The 24,855-nt window shown below is 72.8% G+C and carries 27 protein-coding genes and 1 tRNA gene; 19 read left to right on the forward strand and 9 right to left on the reverse strand.

Annotated features, from left to right (window positions below; all coding sequences use genetic code 11):
- Positions 1-240 precede the first annotated feature (240 nt).
- Positions 241-1,701, reverse strand: a complete 1,461-nt coding sequence (locus ACVGV0_RS00265; RefSeq protein WP_459157828.1) for a hypothetical protein — start codon at positions 1,699-1,701, stop codon at positions 241-243.
- 274 nt (positions 1,702-1,975) lie between these two features.
- On the opposite strand from ACVGV0_RS00265, the gene msrA reads away from it, so the two are divergent.
- Together msrA and ACVGV0_RS00275 are read left to right on the forward strand one after the other, a co-directional pair.
- Positions 1,976-2,641, forward strand: coding sequence for a peptide-methionine (S)-S-oxide reductase MsrA (msrA, locus tag ACVGV0_RS00270; RefSeq protein WP_459157829.1), 666 nt, complete (start codon positions 1,976-1,978; stop codon positions 2,639-2,641).
- Positions 2,642-2,722: 81 nt separating this feature from the next.
- Positions 2,723-3,031: a helix-turn-helix domain-containing protein gene (locus tag ACVGV0_RS00275; RefSeq protein WP_459157830.1), complete on the forward strand. Its 309-nt coding sequence runs from the start codon at positions 2,723-2,725 to the stop codon at positions 3,029-3,031.
- 50 nt (positions 3,032-3,081) lie between these two features.
- Here ACVGV0_RS00275 and ACVGV0_RS00280 read toward each other — a convergent pair whose 3' ends face one another.
- Positions 3,082-3,279, reverse strand: a complete 198-nt coding sequence (locus tag ACVGV0_RS00280; RefSeq protein WP_459157831.1) for a DUF397 domain-containing protein — start codon at positions 3,277-3,279, stop codon at positions 3,082-3,084.
- A gap of 20 nt (positions 3,280-3,299) precedes the next feature.
- Positions 3,300-4,163, reverse strand: a complete 864-nt coding sequence (locus ACVGV0_RS00285) for a helix-turn-helix domain-containing protein (protein WP_459157832.1) — start codon at positions 4,161-4,163, stop codon at positions 3,300-3,302.
- Between the two features lie 217 nt (positions 4,164-4,380).
- Here ACVGV0_RS00285 and ACVGV0_RS00290 point away from each other — a divergent pair, with 217 nt between their 5' ends.
- Both ACVGV0_RS00290 and ACVGV0_RS00295 read left to right on the forward strand, forming a co-directional pair.
- A complete protein-coding gene (locus tag ACVGV0_RS00290) occupies positions 4,381-4,665 on the forward strand; it encodes a zinc finger protein (protein WP_459157833.1) in 285 nt (94 codons plus the stop codon).
- Entirely contained in the window at positions 4,662-4,991 is a 330-nt protein-coding gene (locus ACVGV0_RS00295) for a hypothetical protein (RefSeq protein ID WP_459157834.1), read from the forward strand. Before ACVGV0_RS00290 ends, ACVGV0_RS00295 begins: the two co-directional genes overlap by 4 nt.
- A gap of 333 nt (positions 4,992-5,324) precedes the next feature.
- Here ACVGV0_RS00295 and ACVGV0_RS00300 read toward each other — a convergent pair whose 3' ends face one another.
- Entirely contained in the window at positions 5,325-5,876 is a 552-nt protein-coding gene (locus tag ACVGV0_RS00300; protein WP_459157835.1) for a hypothetical protein, read from the reverse strand.
- Positions 5,877-5,942: 66 nt separating this feature from the next.
- Between ACVGV0_RS00300 and ACVGV0_RS00305 the strand changes: the two genes are divergently transcribed.
- A complete protein-coding gene (locus ACVGV0_RS00305) occupies positions 5,943-6,530 on the forward strand; it encodes a TetR/AcrR family transcriptional regulator (protein ID WP_459157836.1) in 588 nt (195 codons plus the stop codon).
- Positions 6,531-6,620: 90 nt separating this feature from the next.
- On the opposite strand, the gene ACVGV0_RS00310 is transcribed toward ACVGV0_RS00305, so the two are convergent.
- Both ACVGV0_RS00310 and ACVGV0_RS00315 read right to left on the reverse strand, forming a co-directional pair.
- Positions 6,621-7,178 (reverse strand): TIGR03086 family metal-binding protein, encoded by a 558-nt coding sequence (locus ACVGV0_RS00310; protein ID WP_459157837.1) that lies wholly within the window; start codon positions 7,176-7,178, stop codon positions 6,621-6,623.
- A 133-nt stretch (positions 7,179-7,311) separates the two neighbouring features.
- Positions 7,312-7,386: transfer RNA gene (locus tag ACVGV0_RS00315), tRNA-Gly, on the reverse strand.
- Positions 7,387-7,621: 235 nt separating this feature from the next.
- Here ACVGV0_RS00315 and ACVGV0_RS00320 point away from each other — a divergent pair.
- The 14 genes from ACVGV0_RS00320 (at position 7,622) to ACVGV0_RS00385 (ending at position 21,823) form a co-directional block, all read left to right on the forward strand.
- The gene (locus ACVGV0_RS00320; protein WP_459157838.1) at positions 7,622-8,059 is read left to right on the forward strand and encodes a DUF983 domain-containing protein; all 438 of its coding nucleotides are present in this window, start codon (positions 7,622-7,624) and stop codon (positions 8,057-8,059) included.
- Positions 8,060-8,232: 173 nt separating this feature from the next.
- Positions 8,233-9,666 (forward strand): GAF domain-containing sensor histidine kinase, encoded by a 1,434-nt coding sequence (locus ACVGV0_RS00325; protein ID WP_459157839.1) that lies wholly within the window; start codon positions 8,233-8,235, stop codon positions 9,664-9,666.
- A 184-nt stretch (positions 9,667-9,850) separates the two neighbouring features.
- On the forward strand, positions 9,851-10,762 hold the full coding sequence (locus tag ACVGV0_RS00330) for a S49 family peptidase (protein ID WP_459157840.1): 912 nt from the start codon (positions 9,851-9,853) through the stop codon (positions 10,760-10,762).
- Between the two features lie 263 nt (positions 10,763-11,025).
- Positions 11,026-11,865: a LytR/AlgR family response regulator transcription factor gene (locus tag ACVGV0_RS00335; protein WP_459157841.1), complete on the forward strand. Its 840-nt coding sequence runs from the start codon at positions 11,026-11,028 to the stop codon at positions 11,863-11,865.
- Between the two features lie 24 nt (positions 11,866-11,889).
- Positions 11,890-12,297 (forward strand): hypothetical protein, encoded by a 408-nt coding sequence (locus ACVGV0_RS00340; RefSeq protein WP_459157842.1) that lies wholly within the window; start codon positions 11,890-11,892, stop codon positions 12,295-12,297.
- A complete protein-coding gene (locus ACVGV0_RS00345) occupies positions 12,294-14,060 on the forward strand; it encodes a sodium/solute symporter (protein WP_459157843.1) in 1,767 nt (588 codons plus the stop codon). The genes ACVGV0_RS00340 and ACVGV0_RS00345 overlap by 4 nt, the downstream gene beginning before the upstream one ends.
- A 288-nt stretch (positions 14,061-14,348) precedes the next feature.
- Positions 14,349-14,699 (forward strand): DUF485 domain-containing protein, encoded by a 351-nt coding sequence (locus ACVGV0_RS00350; protein ID WP_459157844.1) that lies wholly within the window; start codon positions 14,349-14,351, stop codon positions 14,697-14,699.
- A complete protein-coding gene (locus tag ACVGV0_RS00355; RefSeq protein ID WP_459160117.1) occupies positions 14,699-16,330 on the forward strand; it encodes a solute symporter family protein in 1,632 nt (543 codons plus the stop codon). Before ACVGV0_RS00350 ends, ACVGV0_RS00355 begins: the two co-directional genes overlap by 1 nt.
- A gap of 146 nt (positions 16,331-16,476) precedes the next feature.
- Complete coding sequence (locus tag ACVGV0_RS00360; protein WP_459160118.1) at positions 16,477-16,785, forward strand: rhodanese-like domain-containing protein; 309 nt, start codon at positions 16,477-16,479, stop codon at positions 16,783-16,785.
- Entirely contained in the window at positions 16,782-17,693 is a 912-nt protein-coding gene (locus tag ACVGV0_RS00365; RefSeq protein WP_459157845.1) for a DUF4328 domain-containing protein, read from the forward strand. The genes ACVGV0_RS00360 and ACVGV0_RS00365 overlap by 4 nt, the downstream gene beginning before the upstream one ends.
- 63 nt (positions 17,694-17,756) lie before the next feature.
- Complete coding sequence (locus ACVGV0_RS00370) at positions 17,757-18,581, forward strand: glycerophosphodiester phosphodiesterase family protein (protein ID WP_459157846.1); 825 nt, start codon at positions 17,757-17,759, stop codon at positions 18,579-18,581.
- A gap of 449 nt (positions 18,582-19,030) precedes the next feature.
- Positions 19,031-19,972: a DUF5926 family protein gene (locus ACVGV0_RS00375; protein WP_459157847.1), complete on the forward strand. Its 942-nt coding sequence runs from the start codon at positions 19,031-19,033 to the stop codon at positions 19,970-19,972.
- Between the two features lie 180 nt (positions 19,973-20,152).
- Positions 20,153-20,632, forward strand: coding sequence for a SigE family RNA polymerase sigma factor (locus ACVGV0_RS00380; RefSeq protein ID WP_459157848.1), 480 nt, complete (start codon positions 20,153-20,155; stop codon positions 20,630-20,632).
- Positions 20,633-21,265: 633 nt separating this feature from the next.
- Entirely contained in the window at positions 21,266-21,823 is a 558-nt protein-coding gene (locus tag ACVGV0_RS00385; protein WP_459157849.1) for a ferritin, read from the forward strand.
- Between the two features lie 27 nt (positions 21,824-21,850).
- Here ACVGV0_RS00385 and ACVGV0_RS00390 read toward each other — a convergent pair whose 3' ends face one another.
- The 3 genes from ACVGV0_RS00390 to ACVGV0_RS00400 form a co-directional block, all read right to left on the reverse strand.
- Positions 21,851-23,026, reverse strand: coding sequence for an arginine deiminase (locus ACVGV0_RS00390; RefSeq protein ID WP_459160119.1), 1,176 nt, complete (start codon positions 23,024-23,026; stop codon positions 21,851-21,853).
- A gap of 130 nt (positions 23,027-23,156) precedes the next feature.
- On the reverse strand, positions 23,157-23,957 hold the full coding sequence (locus tag ACVGV0_RS00395; protein ID WP_459160120.1) for a CPBP family intramembrane glutamic endopeptidase: 801 nt from the start codon (positions 23,955-23,957) through the stop codon (positions 23,157-23,159).
- Between the two features lie 73 nt (positions 23,958-24,030).
- On the reverse strand, positions 24,031-24,813 hold the full coding sequence (locus ACVGV0_RS00400; protein ID WP_459157850.1) for a DUF2470 domain-containing protein: 783 nt from the start codon (positions 24,811-24,813) through the stop codon (positions 24,031-24,033).
- Positions 24,814-24,855 lie beyond the last annotated feature (42 nt).

The following is a 24,855-nucleotide window of genomic DNA, read 5'->3' on the forward strand; positions in this document are numbered from 1 at the left end:
CCCCGTGCAGGGGTGCTCCTCTCTGGACCCGTTCCAGAGAGCACAATTTTCATGAAAATTGTAAGCCGTCCCCACGCGAATGGAGCATGATCCATCCACAAGGGGTTGAGTTGTCCACAGGGTTTCCGCGTGTCGGGTGGTCTTCGCCACTCGCTGGAGCTCGGAAGGCGGGGTCAATCGGGGCGGGGTGATCGTCCCGTTCGGGAGCTTCGCGGGGAGGGGTGATCGCCCCGCTCGGGGTCAGTCGCGGACGGTGGGCGGGGTCTTCGCCAGCTGCGCGTCGAGCACCCGGGAGAACAGCGAGTCGGCCTGCTTGCTCTGCTCCGGTTCGCCGCTGACGTCGACGATCACGGCCCAGTCGTGGGCGACGTAGGCGGTGCGGTACGTGGAGTCGCCGCCGAGCACCTCGACCCCCTGGTACGACATCTCGTCCACGGGGGACAGGTCCCGCTGGGCCTGCAGGTACCGGTCGGCCACGGAACGCGCTGTGCGCTCGTTCGGCATCCGCAGGGCGAGCATCGTCACGCGCGGGCCGGAGCCCTCGCTGCCGGAGAACCAACCCCCGCGCAGCCCGTTGTTCAGGGCGAAGTCCCGCACCTGGCGCGGCTTCAGCACCTGCCCCTTCGGGCTCGCCCACGCGCGCCGGTCCAATCCGCCGGACCACGGGTGCGGTGGCTTCGGCGGGGGCACGAGCACCTGGCCCGAGTCCTTCGGTGCGGGTTTCGGCGCGGGCGGTTCCGGCGGCGCGCTCGTCGTCGGCGTCGGTGACGGCGGGGGCGGGGCCGGCTGCGAGGTGGGCTGCTGCGCCTGCTCGTCACCGCTGCCGAGCGGCACGAACAGCGCCACCGCGGCCACCGCCCCCGCGACCACCAGCACGCCGACGACCGAGAGCCAGGCGTAGAGCTTGCCGCGCTTGGGTTTGCGCTCGATCGGCTCCTCGAAGCCGCCGGGGGTGTGGCGCAGCCACGGCGCACCGCCGTCCGGCGGCGGGATCTCGGCGTTCCCCCACGGGGTGCCCGCGGTGTTCACGCCCCAGCCCTGCTGCGGGTGCTGACCTCCCCACGGCTGCTGCGGCCAGGGCTGCTGCACCGGCTGCGGCTGACCCGGACCGGGCGGCTGCTGCGGCGGCGCCTGCGGGGCCGCTTGGCCCTGCTGGGCTGCCTGGACCTGGCCGAGCTGCTGCGGGTCGACGATCTGGGTGCTGTTGGCGTCGGCCGGTGACTGCGCGCGGCCCATCTCCGGGGGCAGCTGCGCCGCGGGGCTCACCGGCGCGTTCTGCTCCGTGGCCTGCTCCGGCTGCTGGGACTGGTCCTGCTGCGGTTGCGGGCCCGGCTGCACCGACTGCTGGGGCTGTGCCGGCTGCTGGGGTCGGGGTGCCGGGCCGTGCTGCTGCGCGGGTCGCGGCGACTGCGGCGCCGGTGGGGGATGCGGCTGCTCGTTCCGGCCCTGCTCGCCGCTCCGGTTCGAGCCGGGCCAGGTGAACGGCGGCGGAAAGGGGTCGACCCCGCCCGCGGCGGGCTCCTGGCCTGCTCCGGCGGGACCGTGCTGCGACTGCTCCGGCGCGTCCTGCTCGGACGCGTCCGGCTGGGCGGTGCTGCCGGCTCCGAGGAGCGCTTCGCGGCGGCGGCGGTGCTCCTCGGCGGAGATGCGGCCCGCCTCGAACTCGGCGTCGAGTTGCTGCAGCTCGTCTTGCCAGGTCACGGATGATTCCCTTTCCGGATTTCCGGCCACGCGAAACCGGCACGCGACCAGTCGTCATTCTGCACGTCGCGCTCCTCGCCGGGTACACCACCCGAGGTGTGAGCTCTGCGAAATCGTGCTCCCGGACGGGCCAGCCGGAGCCGCTCCGCCGGCGATCGCGGGCAGGTGTGCTGCAGCGCACGCGCGCCGGGTCGTCCGCGGGCACGGCCGCGCGTCCGCGCGGGGGTGCCCGCACGGGTACGCGCGGCCGCGTCGCGGGCGTATCCTCGGTCCCATGGCGCTTTTCGGGAACAAGAGCACGATGCCCGAGCCCGGTGCGGCCCTGCCGGGGCGGTCCACGCCGATGCCCGTGGCCGAGCACCACGAGGTGCATCCGGACCGCCGGATCGCGCCGCCGTTTCCGGAAGGTCTGCGCACCGCCGTGTTCGGCATGGGCTGCTTCTGGGGCGCGGAGCGCGTGTTCTGGCGGACCGGGGGCGTGTGGTCCACGGCGGTCGGCTACGCGGGCGGCTACACCCCCAACCCCACCTACGAAGAGGTGTGCAGCGGTCTGACCGGGCACGCCGAGGTGGTGCTCGTCGTGTTCGACCCGCAGCTGATCAGCTACGCCGACCTGCTGCGCGTGTTCTGGGAGAACCACGACCCGACGCAGGGCATGCGGCAGGGCAACGACGTGGGCACGCAGTACCGCTCGGCGGTGTACTGCACCGACGAGCAGCAGCTGCGGCAGGCCGAGGCGAGCCGCGAGGCCTACGCCGACGCGCTCCGCCAGGCCGGCCACGGCGAGGTGACCACGGAGATCGCCCACCTCGGCGAGTTCTACTACGCGGAGACCTACCACCAGCAGTACCTGGCGGAGACGAAGAACCCGTTCGGCTACTGCGGCATCGCGGGGACGGGCGTGGCCTGCCCGGCGGGCCTCGGCGTCACCGCGGAGTGAGCCGCGCGGAGCGGAACGCCCTCGAAGGGCGGTGCAGCGCTGCACGGCGGAAGCGCACACGGTCGAGGAGCAATACGGGGAGTGAGGCAGGTGGCCGAGCGGGCTGATTGGCGCGAGCTCCGCGACAGGCGCATGAGCGAGCCCGGTGCGGAGGAGGCCTGCGAAGCCGCACGCCTGACTTTCGAACTCGGCGAGCGGGTTCGCGAGATGCGCGAGCGACTCGGGCGGACCCAGGCCGAGCTCGCTGAAGAGGCCGACATGACCCAGCCGGCAGTGGCGCGTTTCGAAGCCGGCGGCACCGTTCCGACGATTCCCGTGCTCGAACGCCTCGCCCGTGCGCTCGGTGCTGAGCTGGACGTTCGCTTCACCGCACGGACCTCGGCGGTGTAGTCGGCGCGCGCGGCGCCCCGCCGGCTGGTGGGACGCCGTTGCGCTCGTGCTCAGGTGAAGCGGTCGGTCTTCAGGGCCGCGATGAACGCCTGCCACTGGGCGCGGCTGGTGGTGAAGTGGCCGGCCGCGCGGTTCTTCGTGTCGCGCACGGCGGCGCCGCCGCCGACGCGGCCGACTTCGACGCAGTTGCCGCCGTTGCTGCCGGAACGTTCAGGCTTGCGCCAATGGGTTGGCTTGATGCCGGACATGGTCGTGTTCGCCCTTCCGCCTATGTGTTGTTCTCTTCAGCTGCTTCCACCAGCATCGTGCGCGATTCCGCGCAGCTCAACGCTTGCTGCTCGTCGAGCGTGTGCACGATGAACGTGTAGCGGTGGATGTCGCCGGGGTCTTCCAGGTAGATCCCACCGCGTTCGTTCTCGACGTACACGAACGCGGCCGCATCCTCCTCGGGGAATTGCATCATGACGAACGCTCCGGCCATGGCGGGATGAATGCCGGCGGTGAACGGCAGGATGCGCAGCGAGACGTGCTCGAGCTGGGACGCTTTCACGAGGAAGTCGAGCTGTTCACCCCAGACGGACGGGTCGGCCGTCGGACGGCGGATGACGGCTTCGTTGATGTAGAAGTGCAGCCTCGGCGGTTCCTCGTCGTCGATCCGGGTCTGCCGTTCTTGCCGCACCCGCACTTGGCGCTCGATCTCGTCCTCGGAAAGGTCGGGACGATTCGCGCGGAGGAGTTCCCTGGCGTACCCGGATGTTTGCAGCAGCCCCGGGACGTGCTCGGCCTCGTAGTTCCAGAGATCGAGCGCGTCGGCCTCGAGGCTGACGAAGGTCCTGAACCACTCGGGGACCGTGTCGCGGTAGGCCGCCCACCAACCGCGTTGGTTCGCTTCGTTGGCCAGGCGGAGCAGGTAGTCGAGCTTGGCGGCGTCCACGTCGTAGAACTGGCCGAGCGCTCGGATGGTCTGCGCCTTGATGACGGACCTGGCCTTCTCGAGCTTCGAAACGCCGCTTTCGCCCATGCCCAGCCACTCGGCCGCGTCCTTGAGCGTGTATCCCGACTCCTGTCGCAGCTGGCGCAGCATGGCACCGAGCTGCCGGCGGCGGACGCTCGGCCCCGGAGTACGTGTCATGGCTGACCTTTCGAAGCAGCTACTTGGCGCTCGAGCAGTGTGGCACGCGCATCCTCCCGTGATCGTTGTACACCGTTCGAATGCATCTCAAGGGAATAGTCCTTCGAAAACTTGATATGGGACATGTCTTTTGTGAATGTCTCCTCAAGATCGCGAGCCCGCATATCGGCTCAGCGGCAACCCGGAGGACAGGAGCGCAGGAAGGCGGAGCCCCGACATGCCCCATCCGTTCTCATGGGTGCCGGCGCAGGGAGCGCGGCACGCCACGACCGATCCCCGCCCGCCGCGCAGCGGTCGGGCGTACCCCGAGGACACCGGCGTGTCCACGCTTTGCGGGAAGCGGGTGCCCGCGGCGGCCGGGGAGGTCGCGTGGCTGTGGGAGACCTGCCCGGACTGCGACGAGCGCGCCCGTGCGCTGGTCGGGGCCCGCTCGCGTGCCGAGATCCGCGCGCACCGGCGGGATGCCGGTGCGCAGCGGCGGTCCACCGGGAGGGCGCGGTGACCGGGCGGCGGACGGGCCCGCCGAGCGGGCGGGCGGACGGTCCGGCGGCGGAGCAGGGGAACGGGCAGCCGACCGAGCAGGCGGCTGACCGGACGGCCGGCCTGGCCCCCGGGCGACCGAGCGCGCAGCCGAGCGTGCGGGCGGCCGACCCGAGCACCGGGCGGTCGAGCGGGCGGCCTCCGCACATGCGCAGGCGCCCGGACGAGACCCAGCAGCAGTACCGGGAGCGGCTGTCGCGGTCGTGCTACCGCTGCGGCTGGTACTCCACCGATGCGGAGGAGCTGGACGCGCACGAGGACCGGTGCACCGCGGGAGGCGCCGCGTGATCCCGTTCTTCCTGGTCATCGCTCTCGTGGTCACCGTGGACGTCGCGGGGCTGGCGGCGGCGTGGTGGTCGCTGCAGCGACCACCACGCCCGCGGCGCAGCCGTCCGCGCGGGTGAGCGCGTTCATCGCGCGGCACGGCGTCGCGCCGGAGGACCAGCTGCCGGCCCGGACCGTTCCTGCGCTCCCGGGTTCGCTCACCGCGCGTGACGGCGGATGCGCGGGTCGATCGGGCATCGGCGCCGCCCGCGTGCGCGGGCCCGGGCTGCCCGGTGGTGGCTGGACCAGCGCGAACAGATCACGCCGCCCGCGTGCGCGGGCCCGGGCCGCGTCGTCTCAGCCGCGCTGCGGCTCCCGCTCCCGGCGGGGAGGGGCGAGCTGGTAGCTCAGGGTGATGAGCGCGTCGACCGCGAGCACGATCGTCCACACCTTCAGCGGTTGCAGGGCGGGCAGCGCCGCCTGCAGGTCCCCGATGAGCAGCAGGAACACGCCGCCGATGAGCGCGCCGAGGGCCCACGCCGCCAAGTGCCGCAGCCACTGCCGCCGTTCGTGCCGCGCCCTGGCGCGTCCGGTGCGGGGTGCGCGGGTCGGCGGCGGGCCGCCGGCGAAGCGGTGGGCGAAGTGCTCGTCGGCCCGGCGCACCATCGCCGGGCCGAGCACCACCGTCACGCCCAGGTAGATGGCGGCGATGCCGTGCACCGGGCTCGCCGCGCCACCGGTGCGCAGGTCGGCGACCGAGGCGAGCAGCAGCACCACGTCGACGAGCGGGATGGCCGCGAGCAGCGCCGTGCTCAGGCGGTTGCGCCGCGCGAGGTAGCGCGCGGCGAGCCCGGCGAGCAGCAGCGCCCAGAAGCCGATCTCGCAGCCGATGATGAGTCCGACCAGCATGGCTCCCCCATTTTTTAGCACGACTGTGTTGAAACCTTTGTAGCACGGTCGTGATATAAAAGCCACGTGCCCAAGGTGGTCGATCACGAGCAGCGCCGCGCCGAGATCGGCGCGGCGGTGCAGCGGCTCGTCGCGCGCGAGGGGGCCGAGGCGGTGAGCATCCGCACCGTCGCCGCCGAGTCCGGCTGGTCCACCGGAGCCCTGCGCCACTACTTCGCGACGAAGGCGGAGCTGCTGGCCTTCACCGCGGAACTGGTCGCCGAACGCGTCGCCGCCCGCCTCCGCGAGCGGATGGAGCGCGGCTTCGGGGGCAGGACGCGGTGCGCGGCCGCGCGGGAGCTGATCGGCGAGGTCCTGCCGTTCGACGCGGAGCGCAGCACCGAAGCCGCGATCTCCTTCGCGTTCCTCGACCTCGCGCGGGTCGATCCGGGCGTCGCCGAGCAGCAGCGGCGGCACTTCGACGAGCTCCGCGCGTTCCTGCGGGACGTCGTCGAGCACCTGGCGGGTGGGGGCGCGCAGGACGTCGAGGTCTCCGCGCGCCGCCTGCACCTCCTCGTCGACGGGCTGTCGCTGCACCTGCTGTTCGGGCGGATCGGCGAGGCCGAGGTGCGCGCGGAGCTGGACCGCGAACTCGCCGCGATCGCGAGCGGCTGAGCGGACGAGCCGGGACTCGGGCGGACCGGAGCTCGGGACGCGACCGCGTTCGGGCGCGCCGGCTCCGGGACGGGGAGCGGACCCCGCTCCTCAGGGCGTGCGGCCGAGGAACGCCATCAACCGCTCCGTCGCGTCCGCCCCCTCCGGAGCCGGCTGCTCCGGCCCGAACGCGTTCGGCGAGCGCAGCGCCTCCTCCGGGATCTGCCGCAGGAACTGCTCCGCCCACGTCAGCACGTGGTCGGGGAGTGCGACCCGGCGCCCGTGGGCGCGGCCGAGGTCCCAGGTGTGCAGGTACAGGTCGACCGCGGGGAATCCCAGCGCCTGCCGCAGCGGGACCTCCCCGAACATGGTCGTGCGCACCTCGTCCAAATCGGCGCGCTCCACCTCCGCGCGGGTGCGTGCCGCCGCGCGCGGCCACTCGGCCGCCGGGTCCGCGCCCAGCTCCGCGGGGGCGGTGGAACCGGGCGGGTTCTCGTCGCCGCGGATGGTGGCGCCGGCCAGTTCCAGCACGCTCACCAGGTGTCCCACCAGCTGGCGCGCGTTCCACTCGGCGCAGGGGGTGGGCCTGTCCCAGGCGTCCGGGGGCACGGCGCGCACCGCCCCGCCGAAGAGTTCCAAGCCGTCGAAGAAGGTCCGCTTCACGTCCATGGCGGCAACGTAGCCGGTGGGAGCGGTGCGCACATCTCCCGGGAAGGCGCACCTCGCCGCGAGGACCTCCCCCGGGCAGCTCCTGCCGGCGGCGCACGACGAAACCCCCGGTCCGCGGACCGGGGGTTTCGGGTGGAGCGGATGACGGGATTCGAACCCGCGACCCTCAGCTTGGCAAGCTGATGCGCTACCGCTGCGCTACATCCGCATGTTCTCTTCGTCCCGGCCTCGTTCGCCGGTGCCACCACACTAACGCACCCCCGCGCGGGCCCCGACGGGGGGTCCTCGCCGGGAGCCGCCGCCGGCTCGGCGCGGTGCGTCCGCTCCAACGATGGGGGCGGTTCGACCGCGCTTCCCTCTCCGCGGCGGGGCTCCGCGCGGTACGGTGGGCCCGCGCATGATCAACGTGCACACGTGTGCGGACCGCCTGGCGGGAGGCGAGGATGAACCGGGTCGTACGGGGATCCGATGGCCGGGAGTGGACCATCGAGGCCCACGTCGAGTGGTCCAACCCACTGGCTCCCGACGAGTTCGAGCACGACATCAACGGCGGCTCGATGCCGCCGATCCTCATGGGTTCGGCGCTGCTGTTCCTCGTGGTGCTGTTCGTGCTGTGGACGCCCGACGGTGTCGTCGTGCCGGTGTGGCTCATCGCGGCCCTGGCCGTGCTGGTGCTGTTCTTCCCGGTGCGCTGGATCATGCGCCGCCCCTGGCAGCTGACCGCGAGCACCCCGGGCGACGCCGACGAGCACCCGCCGGAGAAGTGGACCGGGTCGGTGCGCGGCCCCGTCAACGTGCGCCAGCAGGCGGCGCAGGTGGCCCGGCACATCGAGCTGTACGCCGAGCCCGACATGAACGGGGAGCTGCAACCGGTCGAGTAGGTCGCGACCGGTCGAACGGCCGGCCGCGGACTCCCGCGTCCCCCGGGCGCGCGGCGGAGTTCGGCCGCGCTCGTTCTGCTCAGCGGAAGTGCGGCTACCGCTCGTCGACGCACGAAGTGCACCCGACGTGGTTACCTTGTCCCGGCCGGTGGCCATCGGAAATAGTGAAGCCCGTGCCGGAGCTGTTGACGGAGCGCACGGTGCTCACGGCGTTCGCCGCACTGGCAGTGCTCGGGATGTTCGTGCTGCTGTGCCGCGCCCGCCGGGTGAGCACCTCCGTGGAAGACGCCACCCTCGCCGCGCTGCACCGCGTCACCAGCGCCGCCCCGCACCTGCGGGACGGCCTGAGCCAGGAGTCGGCGGACAGGACCGCCCCGCACCTGCGGGAGCTGCTCTCCTGCGGCGCCGTCGGCATCGTCGACGCCGAGGGGCAGCTGCTCAGCTGGGACGGCGGGGCCAACCACCACTACGAGGACCTGCGCGGCACGATCGAGCAGGTGCTGCGCACGGGCAAGCGCGAGTACGTCGAGCACTCCGACGTCCCCTGCGAGCAGCGCTCCTGCCCGATGCGGCACGCGATCGTCGTGCCGCTGGACGTCGAGGGCGAGACCCGCGGTGCGCTGGTGATCATCGCCGACGGCGACCGCAAGCGGCTGCTGCGGGCGAGCGGGGAGGTCGCCCACCACGTGGCCACCCAGCTGGAGCTGGCCGAGCTGCAGGAGTCGCGGCGCCAGCTCGCCCAGGCCGAGGTGCGCGCGCTGCGGGCGCAGATCTCCCCGCACTTCATCTACAACGCGCTGAACACGATCAGTTCGCTGATCCGCACCGACCCCGACCACGCGCGGGACCTGCTGCAGGAGTTCGCCGACTTCACGCGGTACTCGTTCCGCACCACCGGCCTGTACACCACGCTGGCCGACGAGATCCGCAACATCGACCGCTACCTCACGCTGGAGCGGGCCCGGTTCGGCCCGGACCGGCTCAAGGTCCAGCTCAAGATCGCGCCCGAGGTGCTGCCCGTGGTCGTGCCGTTCCTGGCGCTGCAGCCGCTGGTGGAGAACGCGGTGCGGCACGGCCTGGCGGACAAGCCCGGCGGCGGGACGGTCACGCTGATCGCCGAGGACAACGGCGCGGAGGCGCTGATCAGCGTCGACGACGACGGCGTGGGCATGGATCCGGACCGGCTCGACGCCGAGCTGGCCGATGCGCACATGACCGGTGCGCACGTGGGGCTCGGCAACATCAACAACCGCATGCGGGCCACGTTCGGCAACGACTACGCGCTCGTGGTGGAGACCGAGCAGGGCGCGGGGATGAAGGTCCTGATGCGCGTGCCGAAGTTCGCCCCGGGAGTGCGCGTGTCCCCCGAGTCGCCCGGCGGGGACCCGGACTCGCCCGGTGGGGAGTCGGACTCGCCCGGCGAGGACGAGGCGCAGCCGGAGTCCGGTGCGGCGGAGGCCGCCGGGGAGGAGGCCGGTGACGAGCAGGATGCTGGTGGGCAGACCGGCGAGCGGTCATCTGGCGAGCAGCAGGCCCGGACCCGCTCGAACGAGCGGCGGGTGCGCGGCGGGCCGGGGTCCTCGCGGACCGCCGCGCCCCTGCACTGAGGCTTCCCGCGGCACGAGCGCGATCACCCGGATGGCGGGATCACCTGGACGGGGAAGGAACGGCAGGCACGTGATCATCCGTTGTGGTGAAGACTGCGGTTGGTGATCCACAGCCCTGCGAGCTGTCCACACCTGCTGGCGTGGCCGGTGGGACGAGGCGGCGCGGCTCGGTAGCGTGCGGAGCATGACCGACAAGACTCCGCAGAAGTTCAGCGATGTGCTCACCGGCCTGCCGAGCAAGCTGCCGGGCAAGCTGGGCGAGCGCGCCGAGCGCGGACCGGTGGTCGCCGCCGTCCGGCTGCACGGCGTGATCACCTCGACGCCCTCGCCGGTCAGCCGCCCCACGATCTCGATGCAGAACGTGGAGACCGCGCTGTCGCGGGCGTTCGCGCACGACCGGCTGCAGGCGGTGGCGCTGGCCATCAACTCGCCCGGCGGTTCGCCCACCCAGTCGGCCCTGGTGGCCGAGCGCATCCGCGAGCTCGCGAAGGACAAGGACGTGCCCGTGCTGGCGTTCTGCGAGGACGTCGCCGCCTCCGGCGGGTACTGGCTGGCCTGCGCGGGCGACGAGATCTACGCGCACGGCACCTCGATGATCGGTTCGGTGGGCGTGGTGACCGCCGGGTTCGGGCTGCACGGCCTGCTGGACCGGATCGGCGTGGAACGCCGCGTGCACGCGGCCGGTGAGAACAAGGTGCGGCTCGACCCGTACCGCCCGGAGAAGGACGACGACGTCGAGTGGCTGACCGGGATGCAGAACGAACTGCACCAGCAGTTCCGCGAGTGGGTCACCGCGCGCCGCGCGGACCGGCTCGCCGACAGCGAGGAGCTGTTCAGCGGCGAGGTCTACACCGGGCGCAAGGGGGTCGACCTCGGCCTGCTCGACGGCCTGGGCACGATGCGCTCGGTCGTGCGCGAGAAGTTCCCGGACGCGCACCTGGTCTCCGTCGAGCCGCGCAAACCGCTGCTGGCGCGGCTGGGCGTGTCCTCGCCGGCGTCCACCGGGCTCGGCTCGCTGCTCGGCGGGTCGGACCCGGTCATGTCCACAGTGGAGGCGCTGGAGCACCGGGCGCTGTGGTCGCGCTTCGGGCTGTGAACCGGCTGCGAGCACCAGCGGGGCCGGTGCGGGCGCCCGCGTTCCGGGCGCGGGGACCGGTCACTGCGGCGCGTCACGACCTCCGGGGCTGCCCCGGTGTTCTGTGCGTTGCGTGAGCACGTACTTTTGAACACCCAGCGCATGTCGTGGATCACCGAGCGGTGCTGACCGCGGTGCGGGATCGCGCGGCGTGGACCGCGCAGTGCGGGGCTGGGTGGAGACGTGGACAGTGCGCCGTCGGCGCGGCAGGGTGTGGCAGTGCAGTGAGTACCCGAGAGCACACTTCCGGACTCGTCGTCCTCGCCGTGGACGACGAGGTGGCCGGGCTCGACGAGACGAAGTACCTGCTGGAGTCGAATCCCCGCGTGGGGCGCGTGATCAGCGTGTTCGACGCGGCGGAGGCGCTGCGCGTGCTGCGCGGCGACGACCCGGAGCTCGCGCGGCGGGTGGCCGAGGACTTACCCCCCGTCGACGTGGTGTTCGCCGACGTGTCCATGCCCGGCCTCAGCGGCATGGAGCTCGCGCGCGTGCTCTCCGCGTTCCGCCGCCCGCCGGCGCTGGTGTTCATCACCGGCCACGAGGAGAACGCGCTGGAGGCCTTCGAGGTCGGCGCGATCGACTACATCATGAAACCCGCGGACACCGAGCGCGTGGACCGCGCGCTGCGGGCCGTGGAACGCGACGCGCGGGTGAACGCGGCGGTCGAGCCCGGCACCCAGCAGGAGGCGCTGACCTCCTCCGACCCCGGTGAGGACGACGAGGTCATCCCCGTCGAACTCGCCGGCACCACGAAGCTCGTGCCGCGCCGGTCGGTGCGCTGGGTCGAGGCCCAGGGCGACTACGCCCGCCTGCACACCGCGGAGGGCTCGCACCTGGTGCGCATCCCGCTGGCGCAGTTGGAGGAGCGGTGGGGCGACGCCGGGTTCCTGCGGATCCACCGCTCGTACCTGGTGTCCCTGGCGCAGGTGACCGAGCTGCGCATGTCCTCCTCGGGGTACTCGGTCGTGCTCGGCGACCCCGAGGAGGAGCTGCCGGTCAGCCGCAGGCACACGCGGGAGTTGAAGGACCGGTTGGTGCGGGCCCCGCGCCAGGGCTGGGAGTAGCGCGACGTCATGGTCCGCGAGCGCATGACCCGCCAGATCGCGGACCGGCGCGGCCGGTTCGCCACGTCCTCCCGACCCCGCCGGAAGCGCGTGGTGCTGGCCGACCGGCGGCGGACCCGGCAGGTCGCGCGCACCATGATGGAGCTGGAGGAGCAGACCAGCGTCGGTGAGGTGCTGGTGCGCCACCTCGTCCGCGCGCAGCTGCGCACGGTGCTCGCGGCCGCTGGGCTGCCCGCGCTCGTGCTGCTGTCCCTGCCGCTGCTGCTGTGGGCGTTCCCGGCGTTCGCGCGCGCGAGCGTGCTCGGCGTCCCGCTGCCGTGGCTGCTGGTGGGAGTGCTGATCTACCCGTTCCTGCTGCTGGTCGGCGTCGTGGCGACGCGGTTCGCCGAACGCCACGAGCGGGAGTTCGTGCACATGGTGGAGCAGCAGTGACGCCGGACCCGTGGTCGCTGACCGGCATGGTGGCCATCGCCGGTGCGACCCTGGCGATCGGCCTGTGGGCGGTGCGTTCGGCCCGCACGACGACGGACCCGTCCGCCGCGCGCCGCCTCGTGCCGGCCGAGCGCAACGCCGCGGCGATCTCGGGCGAGTTCCTCTCCGCCGCCTCCTTCCTCGGCGTGGCGGGGCTGGTGGTCAAGGAGGGCGCGGACGCGCTGTGGTACCCGGTCGGCTTCGCCGCGGGGTACCTGGCGCTGCTGCTGTTCGTGGCCGCCCCGATGCGCCGCTCCGGCGCGTACACGCTGCCGGACTTCGCCGAGGCCCGGTTGGACTCGCCGCGGCTGCGGCGGGTGTGCACCGCGTTCGTGGTGCTCGCCGGTCTGATGTACCTCGTCCCGCAGCTGCAGGGAGCGGGGTCGACGCTGGCCGCGGCGACGGGGCTGCGGTTCGCCGCGGCCCTGGCCGTCGTCGTCGCGGTGGTGGTGACCAGCGTGCTCACCGGTGGCATGCGGGCGATCACCGTGGTGCAGGCCTTCCAGTACTGGGTGAAGCTCTTCGCCGTCACCCTGCCCGCGTTCGCCCTGTTCGTGGTGTTCCTGGGCGCGCGGGCGGACGTGCCGCAGGAGCTGGACGCACCGGCGCCGCCCGTGTTCGAGCACGCCACGACGGTGTCGGTGGACACCGACGTGCTCCTGCGCGTCACCGCTCCGGCCCGGCTGGAGCAGCGCACCGGCGGGCAGGTGAGCACCGTGCAGCTGCAGCCGGGCGAGCACGAGATCAGCGCGGGAAGCGAGCTGCGGTTCCCGGCGGGCAGCCCGGCGCCGGTCGTCCTCGGTGCGGAGGCGACCAACGCGGAGTGGTTGCGGCCGTTCAGCGGTGGTGCGGGCGAGCTGGTGGAGACGTACTCGCTGCTGGTGGCGACGTTCTTCGGCACGATGGGGCTGCCGCACGTGCTGGCGCGCTTCTACGCGAACCCGAACGGGCATGCGGCGCGGCGCACCGCGTTGTACGTGCTGGCGCTGCTGGCCGCGTTCTACCTGTTCCCCGCGGTGTTCGGGCTGCTGTCCCGGTTGTACGTGCCGCAGCTGCTCGTCACCGGCCGCACGGACGCGGCGGTGCTGCTGCTTCCGCAGGCGATGCTGGACAACTGGGTGGGCGGCCTGCTCGCTGCGGTGACGGGTGCCGGTGCGTTCGCGGCGTTCCTGTCCACATCGACCGGTCTGGTGGTGAGCCTGGCCGGGGTGCTGGCGGTGGACGTGGTGCCGGAGCGCTTCCGGGACGTGCGCTCGATGGCGGTGGCGGCGTGCCTGGTGGCCGCCCTGGTGGCGCTGGTGGTCGGCGGGCAGGACCTGGTGCGCAGCGTGGGCATGGCGTTCGCGCTGGCCGCTTCGACGTTCGGCCCGGTGCTGGTGCTGGGGGTGTGGTGGCGCGGGTTGACCGCGGCGGGCGCGCTCAGCGGCATGGTGACCGGCGGGGTGCTGGTGCTGGTGTCGCTGGTGGCGCACGTGCTCGCCGGGGCGGGTGCGGAGGTGTGGTGGTCGGCGCTGCTCGGCCAGCCCGCGCTGGTGACCGTCCCGCTGGCGTTCGCGGTGACCTGGGCGGTGAGCGCGGCGACGCGCGGCCGGGTGCCGCCCCGCGCGGGCCGGGTGATGCTGCGGCTGCACGCGCCGGACCGGTTGGGCTTCCACGAGCGGGAACCGGGACCGCGGCACGACGCGCAGGTCCCGCGGCGCGGCGGGCGGCACCACCGCGAGTAGCCCGCCCACGGGACCTCCGCGCGCGGAAATGCTCCGCGCGGAGCATTGACAGCGGCGGAACCACCTCGCCGAGCGGCGGGAATTCCCGGGTCAACCGCTGAACGGGTGCAGTCCCCTGTGGAATGTGCGGGAACCCCCGCCGGCGTCACTCGATCGTTAGACCCGCGCCTTCCGGCGTCCCTTCACAATTCCTGCACGCCTCCGTAGCGTTCGCAGGCCGAATCGACTGTCCAGGGGCGACAGCGACGTCGGTTCCGAGTTGGGGAGCCGCTATGTGGAAGGAGCACAGTGAGCACGACTGACGAGCACGAGCCCGGGGCGGGAAATCCTCCCGAGACCTGGGCCGACGTGCAAGCCGGTTCCGAGTTCGCGGACCTGCGGCGGCGATTGCGCCGCTTCGTCTTCCCGGTGTCCGCGCTGTTCTTGGCGTGGTACTTGATCTACGTGCTGCTCGCCGACTACGCGCACGGGTTCATGAGCATCAAGCTGGTCGGCAACATCAACGTCGGCCTGGTGCTGGGCCTGCTGCAGTTCGTGTCGACCTTCGCGATCACCACGCTGTACGTGCGTTTCGCCAACCGACGGCTGGACCCGGCTGCCGAGCGCATCCGGGAGGAAGTGGAAGGAGACGACCGGTGATCCGGCCCGCACTCGAGCTCTCCCCGCTCGCGCAGAGCCCCACCTCGGAGAACCGGTGGCTGAACATCGCGATCTTCACCCTGTTCGTGGTGGCCACGCTCGTGATCGTGTTCCGCGTCAGCCGCAACACGCGCAGCGCCACCGACTACTACGCCGCCGGGCGCGCGTTCTCGGGCGCGCAGAACGGCATCGCCATCTCCGGTGACTACCTCTCGGCCGCCTCGTTCCTCGGGATCGCGGGGGCCATCGCCGTCTACGGCTACGACGGGTTCCTGTACTCGATCGGCTTCCTCGTCGCGTGGCTCGTGGCCCTGCTGCTGGTGGCCGAGCTGCTGCGGAACACCGGCCGCTACACGATGGCCGACGTGCTCAGCTTCCGCATGCGGGAACGCCCCGTGCGGACCGCGGCGTCGCTGTCCACGTTGGCCGTGACCTTCTTCTACCTGCTGGCGCAGATGGCCGGTGCGGGCGGGCTCGTCGCGCTGCTGCTCGGCATCGGCAGCCGCGCCGGGCAGTCGCTGGTCATCGCGATCGTCGGCATGATCATGATCGTGTACGTGCTCATCGGCGGGATGCGCGGCACCACGTGGGTGCAGATCGTCAAGGCCGCGCTGCTCATCGCCGGCACCGGTGTCATGACCGTGTGGGTCATGGCCATGTTCGGGTTCAACCTCTCGGGGCTGATGGGCTCCGCCGTGGACAGCGCGGGCCCGGGCGGTGAGGCGCTGCTCAACCCGGGTGCGAAGTACGGCGAGTCGGCGATGAGCCGCCTGGACTTCGTCTCGCTCGGCGTGGCCCTGGTGCTGGGCACGGCGGGTCTGCCGCACGTGCTCATGCGCTTCTACACCGTGCCGACGTCGAAGGAGGCGCGCCGCTCGGTCGTCTGGGCCATCTGGCTGATCGGGCTGTTCTACCTGTTCACGCTCGTGCTCGGCTACGGCGCGGCGGCCCTGGTGGGCCCGGAGACGATCGAGAACGCGCCGGGCGGGGAGAACGCGGCGGCGCCGCTGCTGGCCTTCGTGATCGGCGGCCCGCTGCTGCTCGGGTTCATCTCCGCGGTCGCCTTCGCCACGATCCTCGCCGTGGTGGCCGGCCTGACCATCACCGCTTCCGCCTCGTTCGCGCACGACATCTACACCAACGTGATCAAGCGCGGCGAGGAGGACAGCGAGAAGCAGGTCAAGGTCGCCCGGATCACCGCCGTGGTCATCGGCCTCGTGTCGATCCTCGGCGGGATCGCCGCGAACGGGCAGAACGTGGCCTTCCTCGTGGCGCTGGCCTTCGCGGTGGCCGCCTCGGCGAACCTGCCGACGCTGCTGTACTCGCTGTTCTGGAAGCGGTTCAACACCACCGGTGCGCTGTGCAGCATCTACGGCGGTCTCATCAGCACCGTCGGGCTGATCGTCTTCTCGCCGGCGGTGTCCGGTTCGGAGGACGCGATGCTCCCGGGCGCGGACTTCGCCTGGTTCCCGCTGTCCAACCCGGGCCTGGTGTCCATCCCGCTGTCGTTCCTGCTCGGCTACCTGGGCACGGTGCTGAGCAAGGAGCCCCACGACGCGGAGAAGTACGCGGAGATGGAGGTGCGGTCGCTGACCGGCGCCGGGGCCGAGAAGGCCACGGCCGAGCACTGAGCGCTCGAGCGCTGAGCGACCGGAACACCGGCAGCGGGCCCGGCCCGCGCCCGCCGACCCGGCGGCGCGCGGCCGGGCCCGCGTGGCAGCATCGGGGCGTGACTACTCCAGTGCCTGGTCAGATTCCCGGTGTGCAGCCGGAGGACATGCCCGCGCAGATCCCTGAGGGCAGCGCCCTGTTGGACGTCCGCGAGCACGAGGAGTGGACCGCGGGCCACGCCCCCGAGGCGGTGCACATCCCCATGGCGGAGGTCCCCCAGCGGCTCGACGAGGTGCCCGAGGCCGACCAGCTGTACGTCATCTGCCGTTCCGGCGGCCGGTCGTCCAAGGTCACCGCGTACCTGAACGCCAACGGTTGGGACGCGGTCAACGTCGAGCGCGGGATGAACGGCTGGGCCGCGAACGGGCGCAGCGTGGTCTCCGATGACCCGGACGCGGAGCCGTACGTGCTGTGACCGCGGAGCCGCAGCGCCCACCGGTGCGGTGGGTCGCCACACCGCCGGGAGCTCCGCGCTCCCGGCCGGTGCGCCGCGGCCCGCACCGCTACACCGGTCCGCCCGCGTACGCCGCCCCGCCCCGGTGGGGCTTCCCGCGGGTGGCGTGGCGGCGGCCGCGGGGCGTGCCCGCGGACCTGCGCGCGGACGCGGGCGCCCGCACGGCCGCGATCACGCGGCCGACCGCCCTGTGGCTGCGGTGCACCGCCGTCGTGGCGCTGCTGGCCCTCGGTGCCGAGCTGTGGCGCTACGGGCTGCTGCTGATGAGCCGCTCGGGCACGTTGTCGGCGGCGGTGGTGGCCGCCTCGGACGCGCTCGTGGTGCTCAGCGAAACGCTGCTGCTGGTCGCGGCGGTGATCAGCGCGGGGTACGCGCTGGTGTGGTTGGTGCGCGCGCGGACCGCGGCGGCCCGGGGCGCCGGGGTGCGCAACGCCCGCTCGGACTGGACCGTGGTGCTCGGGACGCTCGTGCCCGGGTGGAACCTGATCGTGCCCGGTGCCGCGCTGGCGGAGCTGGAGCACACCGCGCTGATCGGCACCGGCGACCGCAGCTCGTCCGGGCGGCCGGTGCCGTCGCCGCTGGTCCGCGTGTGGTGGGCGTGCTGGTCGGCGAGCCTGCTGCTCGGCTGGACCGGGATCGCCTGGGGTTTCCGCGACGGCGTGCAGGCGGAGGCCGACGGCGTGCTGCTGCACGCGTGGATCGCCGCGGTGGCCGCGGCAGTGGCCGTGCTGTCGTCCCGGGTGGTGCTGCACCTGCGGCGGCTGCTCGCGCCGCTCGACCCGACCGAGCTGCGGCGCGACCGCGTCGTCGCGGTGCGCGGGGCCGAACTGCCTCCGCGGCGTGCACGCCCCCGTACCTCACCTCGGTGACACTTTCGCCGTGTAGGTCACAGTTGGCGGACACTGTTCACGCTGCGTCAGCACACTGAGGGTGTGCCGCAGTCGACCCCGGAAGTCGTCGCGCATCGTGGAGCCTCGGCCGACCGCGCCGAGCACACGCGCGGCGCCTACGAACTGGCCATGCGACAGGGCGCCGACGCCGTCGAGTGCGATGTCCGCGTGAGCAGGGACGGCCAGCTCGTCCTCGTGCACGACCGCCGCGTGGACCGCACGTCCAGCGGAAGCGGCGTGGTGAGCACCCTGACCGTTCCCGCGATGTCCGGCTGGGACTTCAGCAGCTGGCAGCGGCGCTGGCCGGCCTCGGCGGACCGGCTGCTGTGCGACCCGCCGGCCCCCGAGCGCGGCGTGCTGACGCTGCCCGAACTGCTCGGGATGATCCGCGACTTCGCCCGGCCGGTGCGGCTGTTCGTCGAGACCAAGCACCCGGTCCGCTACGGCGGTCTCGTCGAGCGGCTCCTGGCGGGCGAACTGCACCGCCACGGCATGCTCACCGCAGGAGAGCACGATCCCTCGGCGGTGATGATGTCCTTCTCCTCCGCCGCTGTGCGCCGCTTCCGCGGGCTCGCCCCCACCGTGCCGACGGTGCTGCTGTTCGAGGGCGGGCGGCGCTGGCGCTCCGGCGCCCTGCCCCCGTGGGTCGACCACGCCGGGCCGGGCATCGACGTCGTCCGCTCCGACCCCGGGTTCGTCGCCCGCGCCGCGCGGCACGGGCACGGCACCTACTGCTGGACCGTGGACGCCCCGGACGACGTCGCGTTGTGCCGGCAGGCCGGGGTGCGGTACCTCGCGACGAACGCGCCCGCGGCCACCCGCAGCCATCTGAACCGGCTCGCCCCGGCCGAGCGCGTGGCCGCCTGACGGTGCGGCCGGCCTGCGGCGGTGGCATCGCGGCGGACCGACGGCGCGGCGGGCCGACTCGTGGCCGCTTGCGGCGTGGAAATGCGGAGCTCCGGAGGTCGCGTGGCCCGCTCGATCGAGCCGCTTGGCACGATGGCGGCCATTTCGCAAGCGCCTCACCGCATCGAGGGGTTTGCGCATTTCTCGAGAAATGTCCAAACCCCTGGTCAGGAGGGGTGTTGAGCAGCGCGCTCGGGGCCGTCCGCCCCCGGTGGCACTCCGAGAGCGGGCAGCAGTGCGAGGACAGCTGAGGCCGCTGCTGCATTCCCCGGCAGGTCAGACTGCGCGCCGGTGCTGCGCGCCGGCTGCGGCTGGTTCCGCCGCGTCGGCTGCCCGAACGCCTGGGATACCGTGCGGGGAGCAATGATCGTCGTCCGCGCGGCCGCGCGTGCACAAGGCGGGAGATCCCGGTGCCCGAGCGAACCACCTCCGAGACCCCCTCCGGCGGAGTGAGCCCCCGGCAGCCCTGCCCCTGCGGTTCGGGCAAGCGGTACAAGGCGTGCCACGGCAAGCGGAAGGGCGCTGCCGACGTCATCGTGACCAGGCCTTTCGAAGGCCTGGCGGCCGAGTGCGAGCTGGTGGCGCTGCGCGAGTTCGTGCCCGCGGCCACGGCGCGGCTCCCGCTGGTCGAGGGCGGCGAGGTCACCGCGGCCAGCGTGCTCCCGGTGGCCGCCGCGGCGATGTGCCGCACCGACGGGCAGGCCTTCGTGGGCATGCAGGTGCAGACGCGCTCCGGTGACGTCAGCCGTGACGTGGCGCGCGCGGTGCAGTGGGTCCGCGAGGCCGCGGCCGGGTCCACGCTGTCCGTGGTCGGACCGGAGGACGCCGCCGCGGATGCGGTGCCGACGCGCCTGCAGGACCTGCTCGACCCCGCGGCGGACCTGGACGTCGTCACGCACGAGGACTTCTCCTGGTGGCTGCCGGAGGGCGTCGAGCCCACCGGCGAGATCGCCACGTCGCTCGAACGCGCCAACGCGGCGATCACACCGACGGTGCGGCTGCGCGGGGTGCGTTCGGCGTACTGGGTGGACACCGGCAGCAAGGCGCACGTGCGCTGGGTTCGCCCCGAGCCGGAGGACCGGCTGGTGGCGGCGCTGGCCCGGTTGAGCCACCGCGATCAGCTCGACCTCGGCGAGGGGACCCGCTACGCCGGTTCGTTCCGCGCGCACGGGCTGCTCGTTCCGGTCTGGGACGTCGACCGCGAAGCCCACGCCCGCGAGTGGGAGGACTCCGCGGCCGCGCTGGGGGCGCGGCTCGAGGAGGCGCTGGCCTCGCTGGACGACGCGCCGCTGTCCGCGGACGAGCGGCGCGTCCGCGAAGGGCTGCGCGGCCGCCAGGTCACCGTGCGCTGAGTCGCGGCGTTCCCGCCCGTCGGGCGTTCATCCTCCACCGGGGGCAAGCTGAGTCGGTGAACCGGCGTGTTCCGTCGGCACTCGGCTGAGGGGGAGCAGCGGTGCTTCGGCCGCTGCTCCCGGTGCGGACGGGCGCCCCGTCGAGCCCCCGGTGGTGCCGGGGCGGGAACGGCAGGGGACATGGGGGACGAGGAGTTCGCGGAGTTCGTCCGGGCTTGTCTGCCCGAGCTGCTCCGCTACGGCCACGCGTTGACGGGGGATCCGAACGACGCTGCCGACCTGGTGCAGGCCGTGCTGGAGAAGGTCGGCGCGCAGTGGGGGCGGATCCGCGGCGGTGCCGACCCGGCCGCGTACGTCCGCCGGGCCATGGTCAACGCGCACATCTCGCGGTGGCGCCGCGCGGGCAGGGAGACCTTGTTCGCCGAGTGCCCGGAGGTTCCGGCGCAGCCCGAGCGGGACCGGTGGGACGACGAGCCGGTCCGGCAGGCGTTGCGGGCGTTACCCGAGCGCCAGCGTGCGGTGCTCGTGCTGCGCTACTTCGACGGGCTGTCCGAGGGGGAGATCGCCGAGCTGCTCGACGTCAGCTGCGGCACGGTGAAGAGCCAGTCGAGCAAGGCGCTGAGCACCCTGCGCCGCCGCCTGGAGGCCGAGACCCCCTGAGGCCTGAGCCCCGACCGAGCTCCTCGCCTCGTCCGGAGGACCTGACGGTGCCGCGCCGGCGTCAATCCCCCACCCGTCTCCCTGTGGACAACCCACCCCCTTGGGGACAGTTTGTGCTCCATACGGGTGGGGACAGCTTGCAATTTTCATGAAAATTGCGCTCTCTGGAACGAGTCCAGAGTGCGCAGGTGCGGGGAGGTGGGAGGCCGGGGCGGGGAGGTGCAGTGCGGGGGGCAGCTCCGGAGGAGTGCGTGCGGCGCTGCCAGTGTCCTCCTCTCGGAGGAGGTAACGGGAGTTCTTCGCGTGTCGGCGGTTACCGGGAAGCTCGGTGTGGTGGCATGGAACATTTCTGATGATCTGTGCCATGATTGCTGTGATTCGCGCAATTCTTCCGCCGCGGGAGGATGCCTGGGAAGATGCCTGGGAGGGTTCCCGGCAAACCCCCGGGAGAGCCCCGGAGGGCGCCCGGGCGGGCGTTCCCGAGGGCGGGAAAGAGCGCTCCCGCGGGATTCGGGGCGCCGGTGGGGAAAGGTGAGGTTTGCCTTTCTTTCCCGGGCGGCAGGAAAGGCGAACCAAAGTTCCATGAGGCTTGCCTTGGATGTATCTTGATTTGTTCCAGAGTACGCTGGCGGCATGACCACAGCAGAGAAGTTCCAACAGCAGGACTCGCAGTTCCGCCAGCTTCTGCAGGAGCAGATCAAAAACGAGTTCACGTCGTCGCAGCAGTACATCGCCGTGGCGACCTGGTTCGACAACGAGGACATGCCGCGGTTGGCCCAGCACTTCTACAAGCAGTCCCTGGAAGAGCGCAACCACGCCATGATGATCGTCCAGTTCCTCCTGGACCGGGGGATCTCGCCGAGCATCCCGGCCATCGAGGCGGTGCGCAACGAATTCGGCGAACCGCGCGAACTCGTCGCTCTCGCGCTGGAGCAGGAGCAGGAGGTCACCCGGGAAATCGAGGCCCTGGCCAAGGCCGCGCGCTCCGAGGACGACTACATCGGCGAGCAGTTCATGCACTGGTTCCTCAAGGAGCAGGTCGAGGAGGTCTCGCAGATGTCCACGCTGCTCAACGTCGTGGACCGCTCGCGCGGCAACATGTTCGACGTGGAGACCTTCCTGTCCCGCGAGCAGCTCGGCGACGGCGGGCAGGACCCGACGGCGCCGGAAGCGGCCGGCGGCGCCGTGTGACGGTCGGGACGCGCGGCGCGGCCGCGGTCATCCCCGCAGCACCGGGCAGGACATGCACCGCGGTCCGCCCCGGCCCGACCCGAGCTCGGATCCCCGGATGCGGAGGACTTCGATGCCCGCCTCCTCGAGGCGGGCGTTGGTCTCCACGTTCCGCTCGTACGCCACGACCACCCCGGGGCCCAGGGCCAGCGTGTTGTTGCCGTCCTCCCACTGCTCGCGCTCGGCCGTGACCGGGTCCAGCCCCGTGTCGATGACCCGCAACCGCTCGATGCCCATCGCCTCGGCGGCGCTGCCCAGGAACGGTGCGGGCCCCTCGATGCGCACGTCCTCGCCCGCCGGACGCAGCGTGTAGGCGCGCAGCGCATCCCGCACCGCCGGGTACATCACCACCGCGTCCCGGTCGACCATCGTGCACACCGTGTCCAGGTGCATCGACGCGCGCGCCTGCTCGATCGGCACCACGAGCACGGTCCGCGCCAGGCCGTCGGCGAACAGCGAGCGCGCCAGGGACTCCGCACCTGCCGGGGTGGTGCGCTCGCCCACGCCGATCGCCACCACGCCGGGTGCGAGCAGCACGATGTCGCCGCCCTCCACCGGTGCCGAGTGGGCGCCGTAGGCGCGGGGGGCGCGGGTGAACCGCGGGTGGTAGGCGTAGATCAGATCGGTCAGCGCCGACTCCCGGCGCCGCGCGGGCATCGCCAGCGAGGCGATCGCCACGCGCGGCCCGAGCCAGGCCGAGGAGTCCCGGGTGAACAGCAGGTTCGGCAGCGGCTCGACGGCGAAGTCGTGCGGGTGCCGCATCCGCCGCACCAGTGATCGTTCCTCGCCGTCCGGGAGTTCCTCGAAGGTCATCCCGGCGGTGAGCACCTCCGCCAGTCCCGCTTCGTCCGCGCCGGACAGGTGCGCGCGCAGCACGTCGGCCACGTGCTCGCCCAGTTCCCGCTCCCGCACGGCCGCGTGCACCGCCGCGGCGCGGGCGCGCTCGTCCCGCAGCGTCTCCTCGAGCAGGTCGCGCAGCAGCAGCACTTCCACCCCGCGCTGCCGCAGCAGCTCCGCGAACGCGTCGTGCTCCTCGCGGGCGCGCTCGACCCAGGGGATCGCGTCGAAGAGCAGCTGGTCGCTGTTGCGCGGCGTGAGCCGCTTCAGCTCGGGGCCCGGGCGGTGCAGCAGCACCGTTCGCAGCGGTTCGACCTCGTTGTCCACCTGCGCGCGCGTCACGCCGCCACAGCCTAGTAGCGCTGCCGCGGCCCCAGTAGTGCTGCGCGCCGGATCCCGCGGTCGCGGGGTTCCGCGCGTTCCGCGAGCGCGGCCTCCGGAGGCGCGGCCGCGCCGGTCACGGCAGCCAGCCGACGTGGCCGCGCAGCAGGGCGTAGCCGGTGAAGGCGACCACGTCGATGAGGGCGTGGCCGAGGACGAGCGGCCACAGCCGGTTCGTGCGCTGCCAGACGCGGCCGTAGACGAGGCCCATGACGACGTTGCCGACGAACCCGCCGAAGCCCTGGTAGAGGTGGTAGGCCCCGCGCAGCACCGCGGAGGTCCACAGCGCCGCGTTCTCCGAGTGGCCCAGCTGCCGCAGCCGCGTGAGCAGGTAACCGACGACGAGCGCCTCCTCGGCGAAGGAGTTGCCGAAGGCCGACAGCACGAGCACCGGCGCGCGCCACCACGTGTCGTCGAGCGTGGAGGGCTGCACGGTCAGCGCGAGGCCCGCGGCGTGCGCGGCGAGGTAGAACGCGAGACCGGGCAGGCCGATCAGCGCTGCCAGTCCGGCACCGCCCGCGCCGTCGGCCAGCGGCCGCGTGCGGTCCAGCCCGATGCGGCGCGGGCCGAGGCCGCTGCGCCACAGCAGGAGCACGCCGAGCGCTCCCCAGGCCAGCAGGCGCAGCGCGCCGAGCAGCTGGTGCGCGAGGTCCAGCAGGCCGACCCGCGCGCCCGGGGCGTTGAGGGCGACCTGCTGCTCGGACAGCGGTTCGGGGGTCAGCAGCGAGTCGACCAGCGACAGCAGGCTCTGCGCCGCGGACAGGCCGAGCGTGATCGTGAGCACGAGCAGCAGCTCGGCGAGGATCGCGCGGCGCTCCGCCCGGCCGGTGATCGTTTCCGGCTGTGCGGGGCGGGGCGGGGCCAGCCAGGCGCGCAGGCTCACGGCCGGAACCGTACCGATCGCGCACGCGGTGCCGGTGCACCGGCGGGGTGCTGCTCCGCCGGTGCGCTCACCCGCTCTGCTGGGCGGCGAGGAAGGGGCAGCCGACGAGGCGGCGCAGCTCGTGGCTGAGGTGCTCGGTGGTGGTCGCGGGCCGGGAGAAGGCCAGCCGCACGTCGTGGTCCCCGTCGGGGGACTCCACGCGCAGCCGGATGCCGTAGCGGTCGATGCCGAGCGGCCGCAGGTGGCCGCCGCGCAGCTCTTCCGGCAGGTGCCGGGTCAGCAGCCCGACGACGTCGCGGTGGGCCACTTCCAGGTGCCGCAGCCAGCCGTTCTCGAGCAGGCAGAACGGGTCGGGCTCGGCGGCGCGGAACCCCGCGGGGGCGATGGCGCCGCTCTCCTCGGCGTCGGCGAGGACGAGCGAGGCGGACTCGACGCGCAGCACGGACGCGCCGTGGCCCACGTCGAGCAGCCGGGAGTCCGGGCGCTCCTCGGCGACGGCGAGCACGGCGTCGCGCGCGGCGGCCTCGTGCTCGAGCAGCCGGACCCACCCGGTGAGCCACAGCAGCCCGCGCACGGGTTCGCGCACGGGCACGGGCGCCGAGTCGGTGATCTCGAGCACCGCGCCGACCTCCCGCCTGGGGGAGCGCCGGGCGAGGTCGACGAACGCGTGGTCGTCGTCGAGCAGCACCGTGGCGGTGCCGTCCGCGTGCACGTGGTGCAGCAGCGGGGTGCTGCGCTCGGGTTCCACACCGCAGGACAGCAGTTCTGCGCATCCGACGCGTTTGGCGATGGTGCGCGCCCGCTCCGCCGGGCTCGGGGTAGCGGGTCGGCGGGATGTCGATGTCGTCATGTTGCCCACTGCTCTGCTCACCTCCGACTTAGGCGACCCTAA

It is taken from the genome of Salinifilum ghardaiensis, from assembly GCF_054491345.1.

What these genes read in the sequence shown, in the direction of transcription:
- msrA (WP_459157829.1), top strand. Translation starts at nt 1,976, where the DNA reads ATGGCGCTTTTCGGGAACAAGAGCACGATGCCCGAGCCCGGTGCGGCC.
- ACVGV0_RS00340 (WP_459157842.1), top strand. Translation starts at nt 11,890, where the DNA reads ATGACCCGCCAGATCGCGGACCGGCGCGGCCGGTTCGCCACGTCCTCC.
- ACVGV0_RS00280 (WP_459157831.1), bottom strand. Translation starts at nt 3,279, where the DNA reads ATGTCCGGCATCAAGCCAACCCATTGGCGCAAGCCTGAACGTTCCGGC.
- ACVGV0_RS00320 (WP_459157838.1), top strand. Translation starts at nt 7,622, where the DNA reads ATGAACCGGGTCGTACGGGGATCCGATGGCCGGGAGTGGACCATCGAG.
- ACVGV0_RS00285 (WP_459157832.1), bottom strand. Translation starts at nt 4,163, where the DNA reads ATGACACGTACTCCGGGGCCGAGCGTCCGCCGCCGGCAGCTCGGTGCC.
- ACVGV0_RS00400 (WP_459157850.1), bottom strand. Translation starts at nt 24,813, where the DNA reads ATGACGACATCGACATCCCGCCGACCCGCTACCCCGAGCCCGGCGGAG.
- ACVGV0_RS00330 (WP_459157840.1), top strand. Translation starts at nt 9,851, where the DNA reads ATGACCGACAAGACTCCGCAGAAGTTCAGCGATGTGCTCACCGGCCTG.
- ACVGV0_RS00290 (WP_459157833.1), top strand. Translation starts at nt 4,381, where the DNA reads ATGCCCCATCCGTTCTCATGGGTGCCGGCGCAGGGAGCGCGGCACGCC.
- ACVGV0_RS00310 (WP_459157837.1), bottom strand. Translation starts at nt 7,178, where the DNA reads ATGGACGTGAAGCGGACCTTCTTCGACGGCTTGGAACTCTTCGGCGGG.
- ACVGV0_RS00300 (WP_459157835.1), bottom strand. Translation starts at nt 5,876, where the DNA reads ATGCTGGTCGGACTCATCATCGGCTGCGAGATCGGCTTCTGGGCGCTG.
- ACVGV0_RS00385 (WP_459157849.1), top strand. Translation starts at nt 21,266, where the DNA reads ATGACCACAGCAGAGAAGTTCCAACAGCAGGACTCGCAGTTCCGCCAG.
- ACVGV0_RS00360 (WP_459160118.1), top strand. Translation starts at nt 16,477, where the DNA reads ATGCCCGCGCAGATCCCTGAGGGCAGCGCCCTGTTGGACGTCCGCGAG.
- ACVGV0_RS00380 (WP_459157848.1), top strand. Translation starts at nt 20,153, where the DNA reads ATGGGGGACGAGGAGTTCGCGGAGTTCGTCCGGGCTTGTCTGCCCGAG.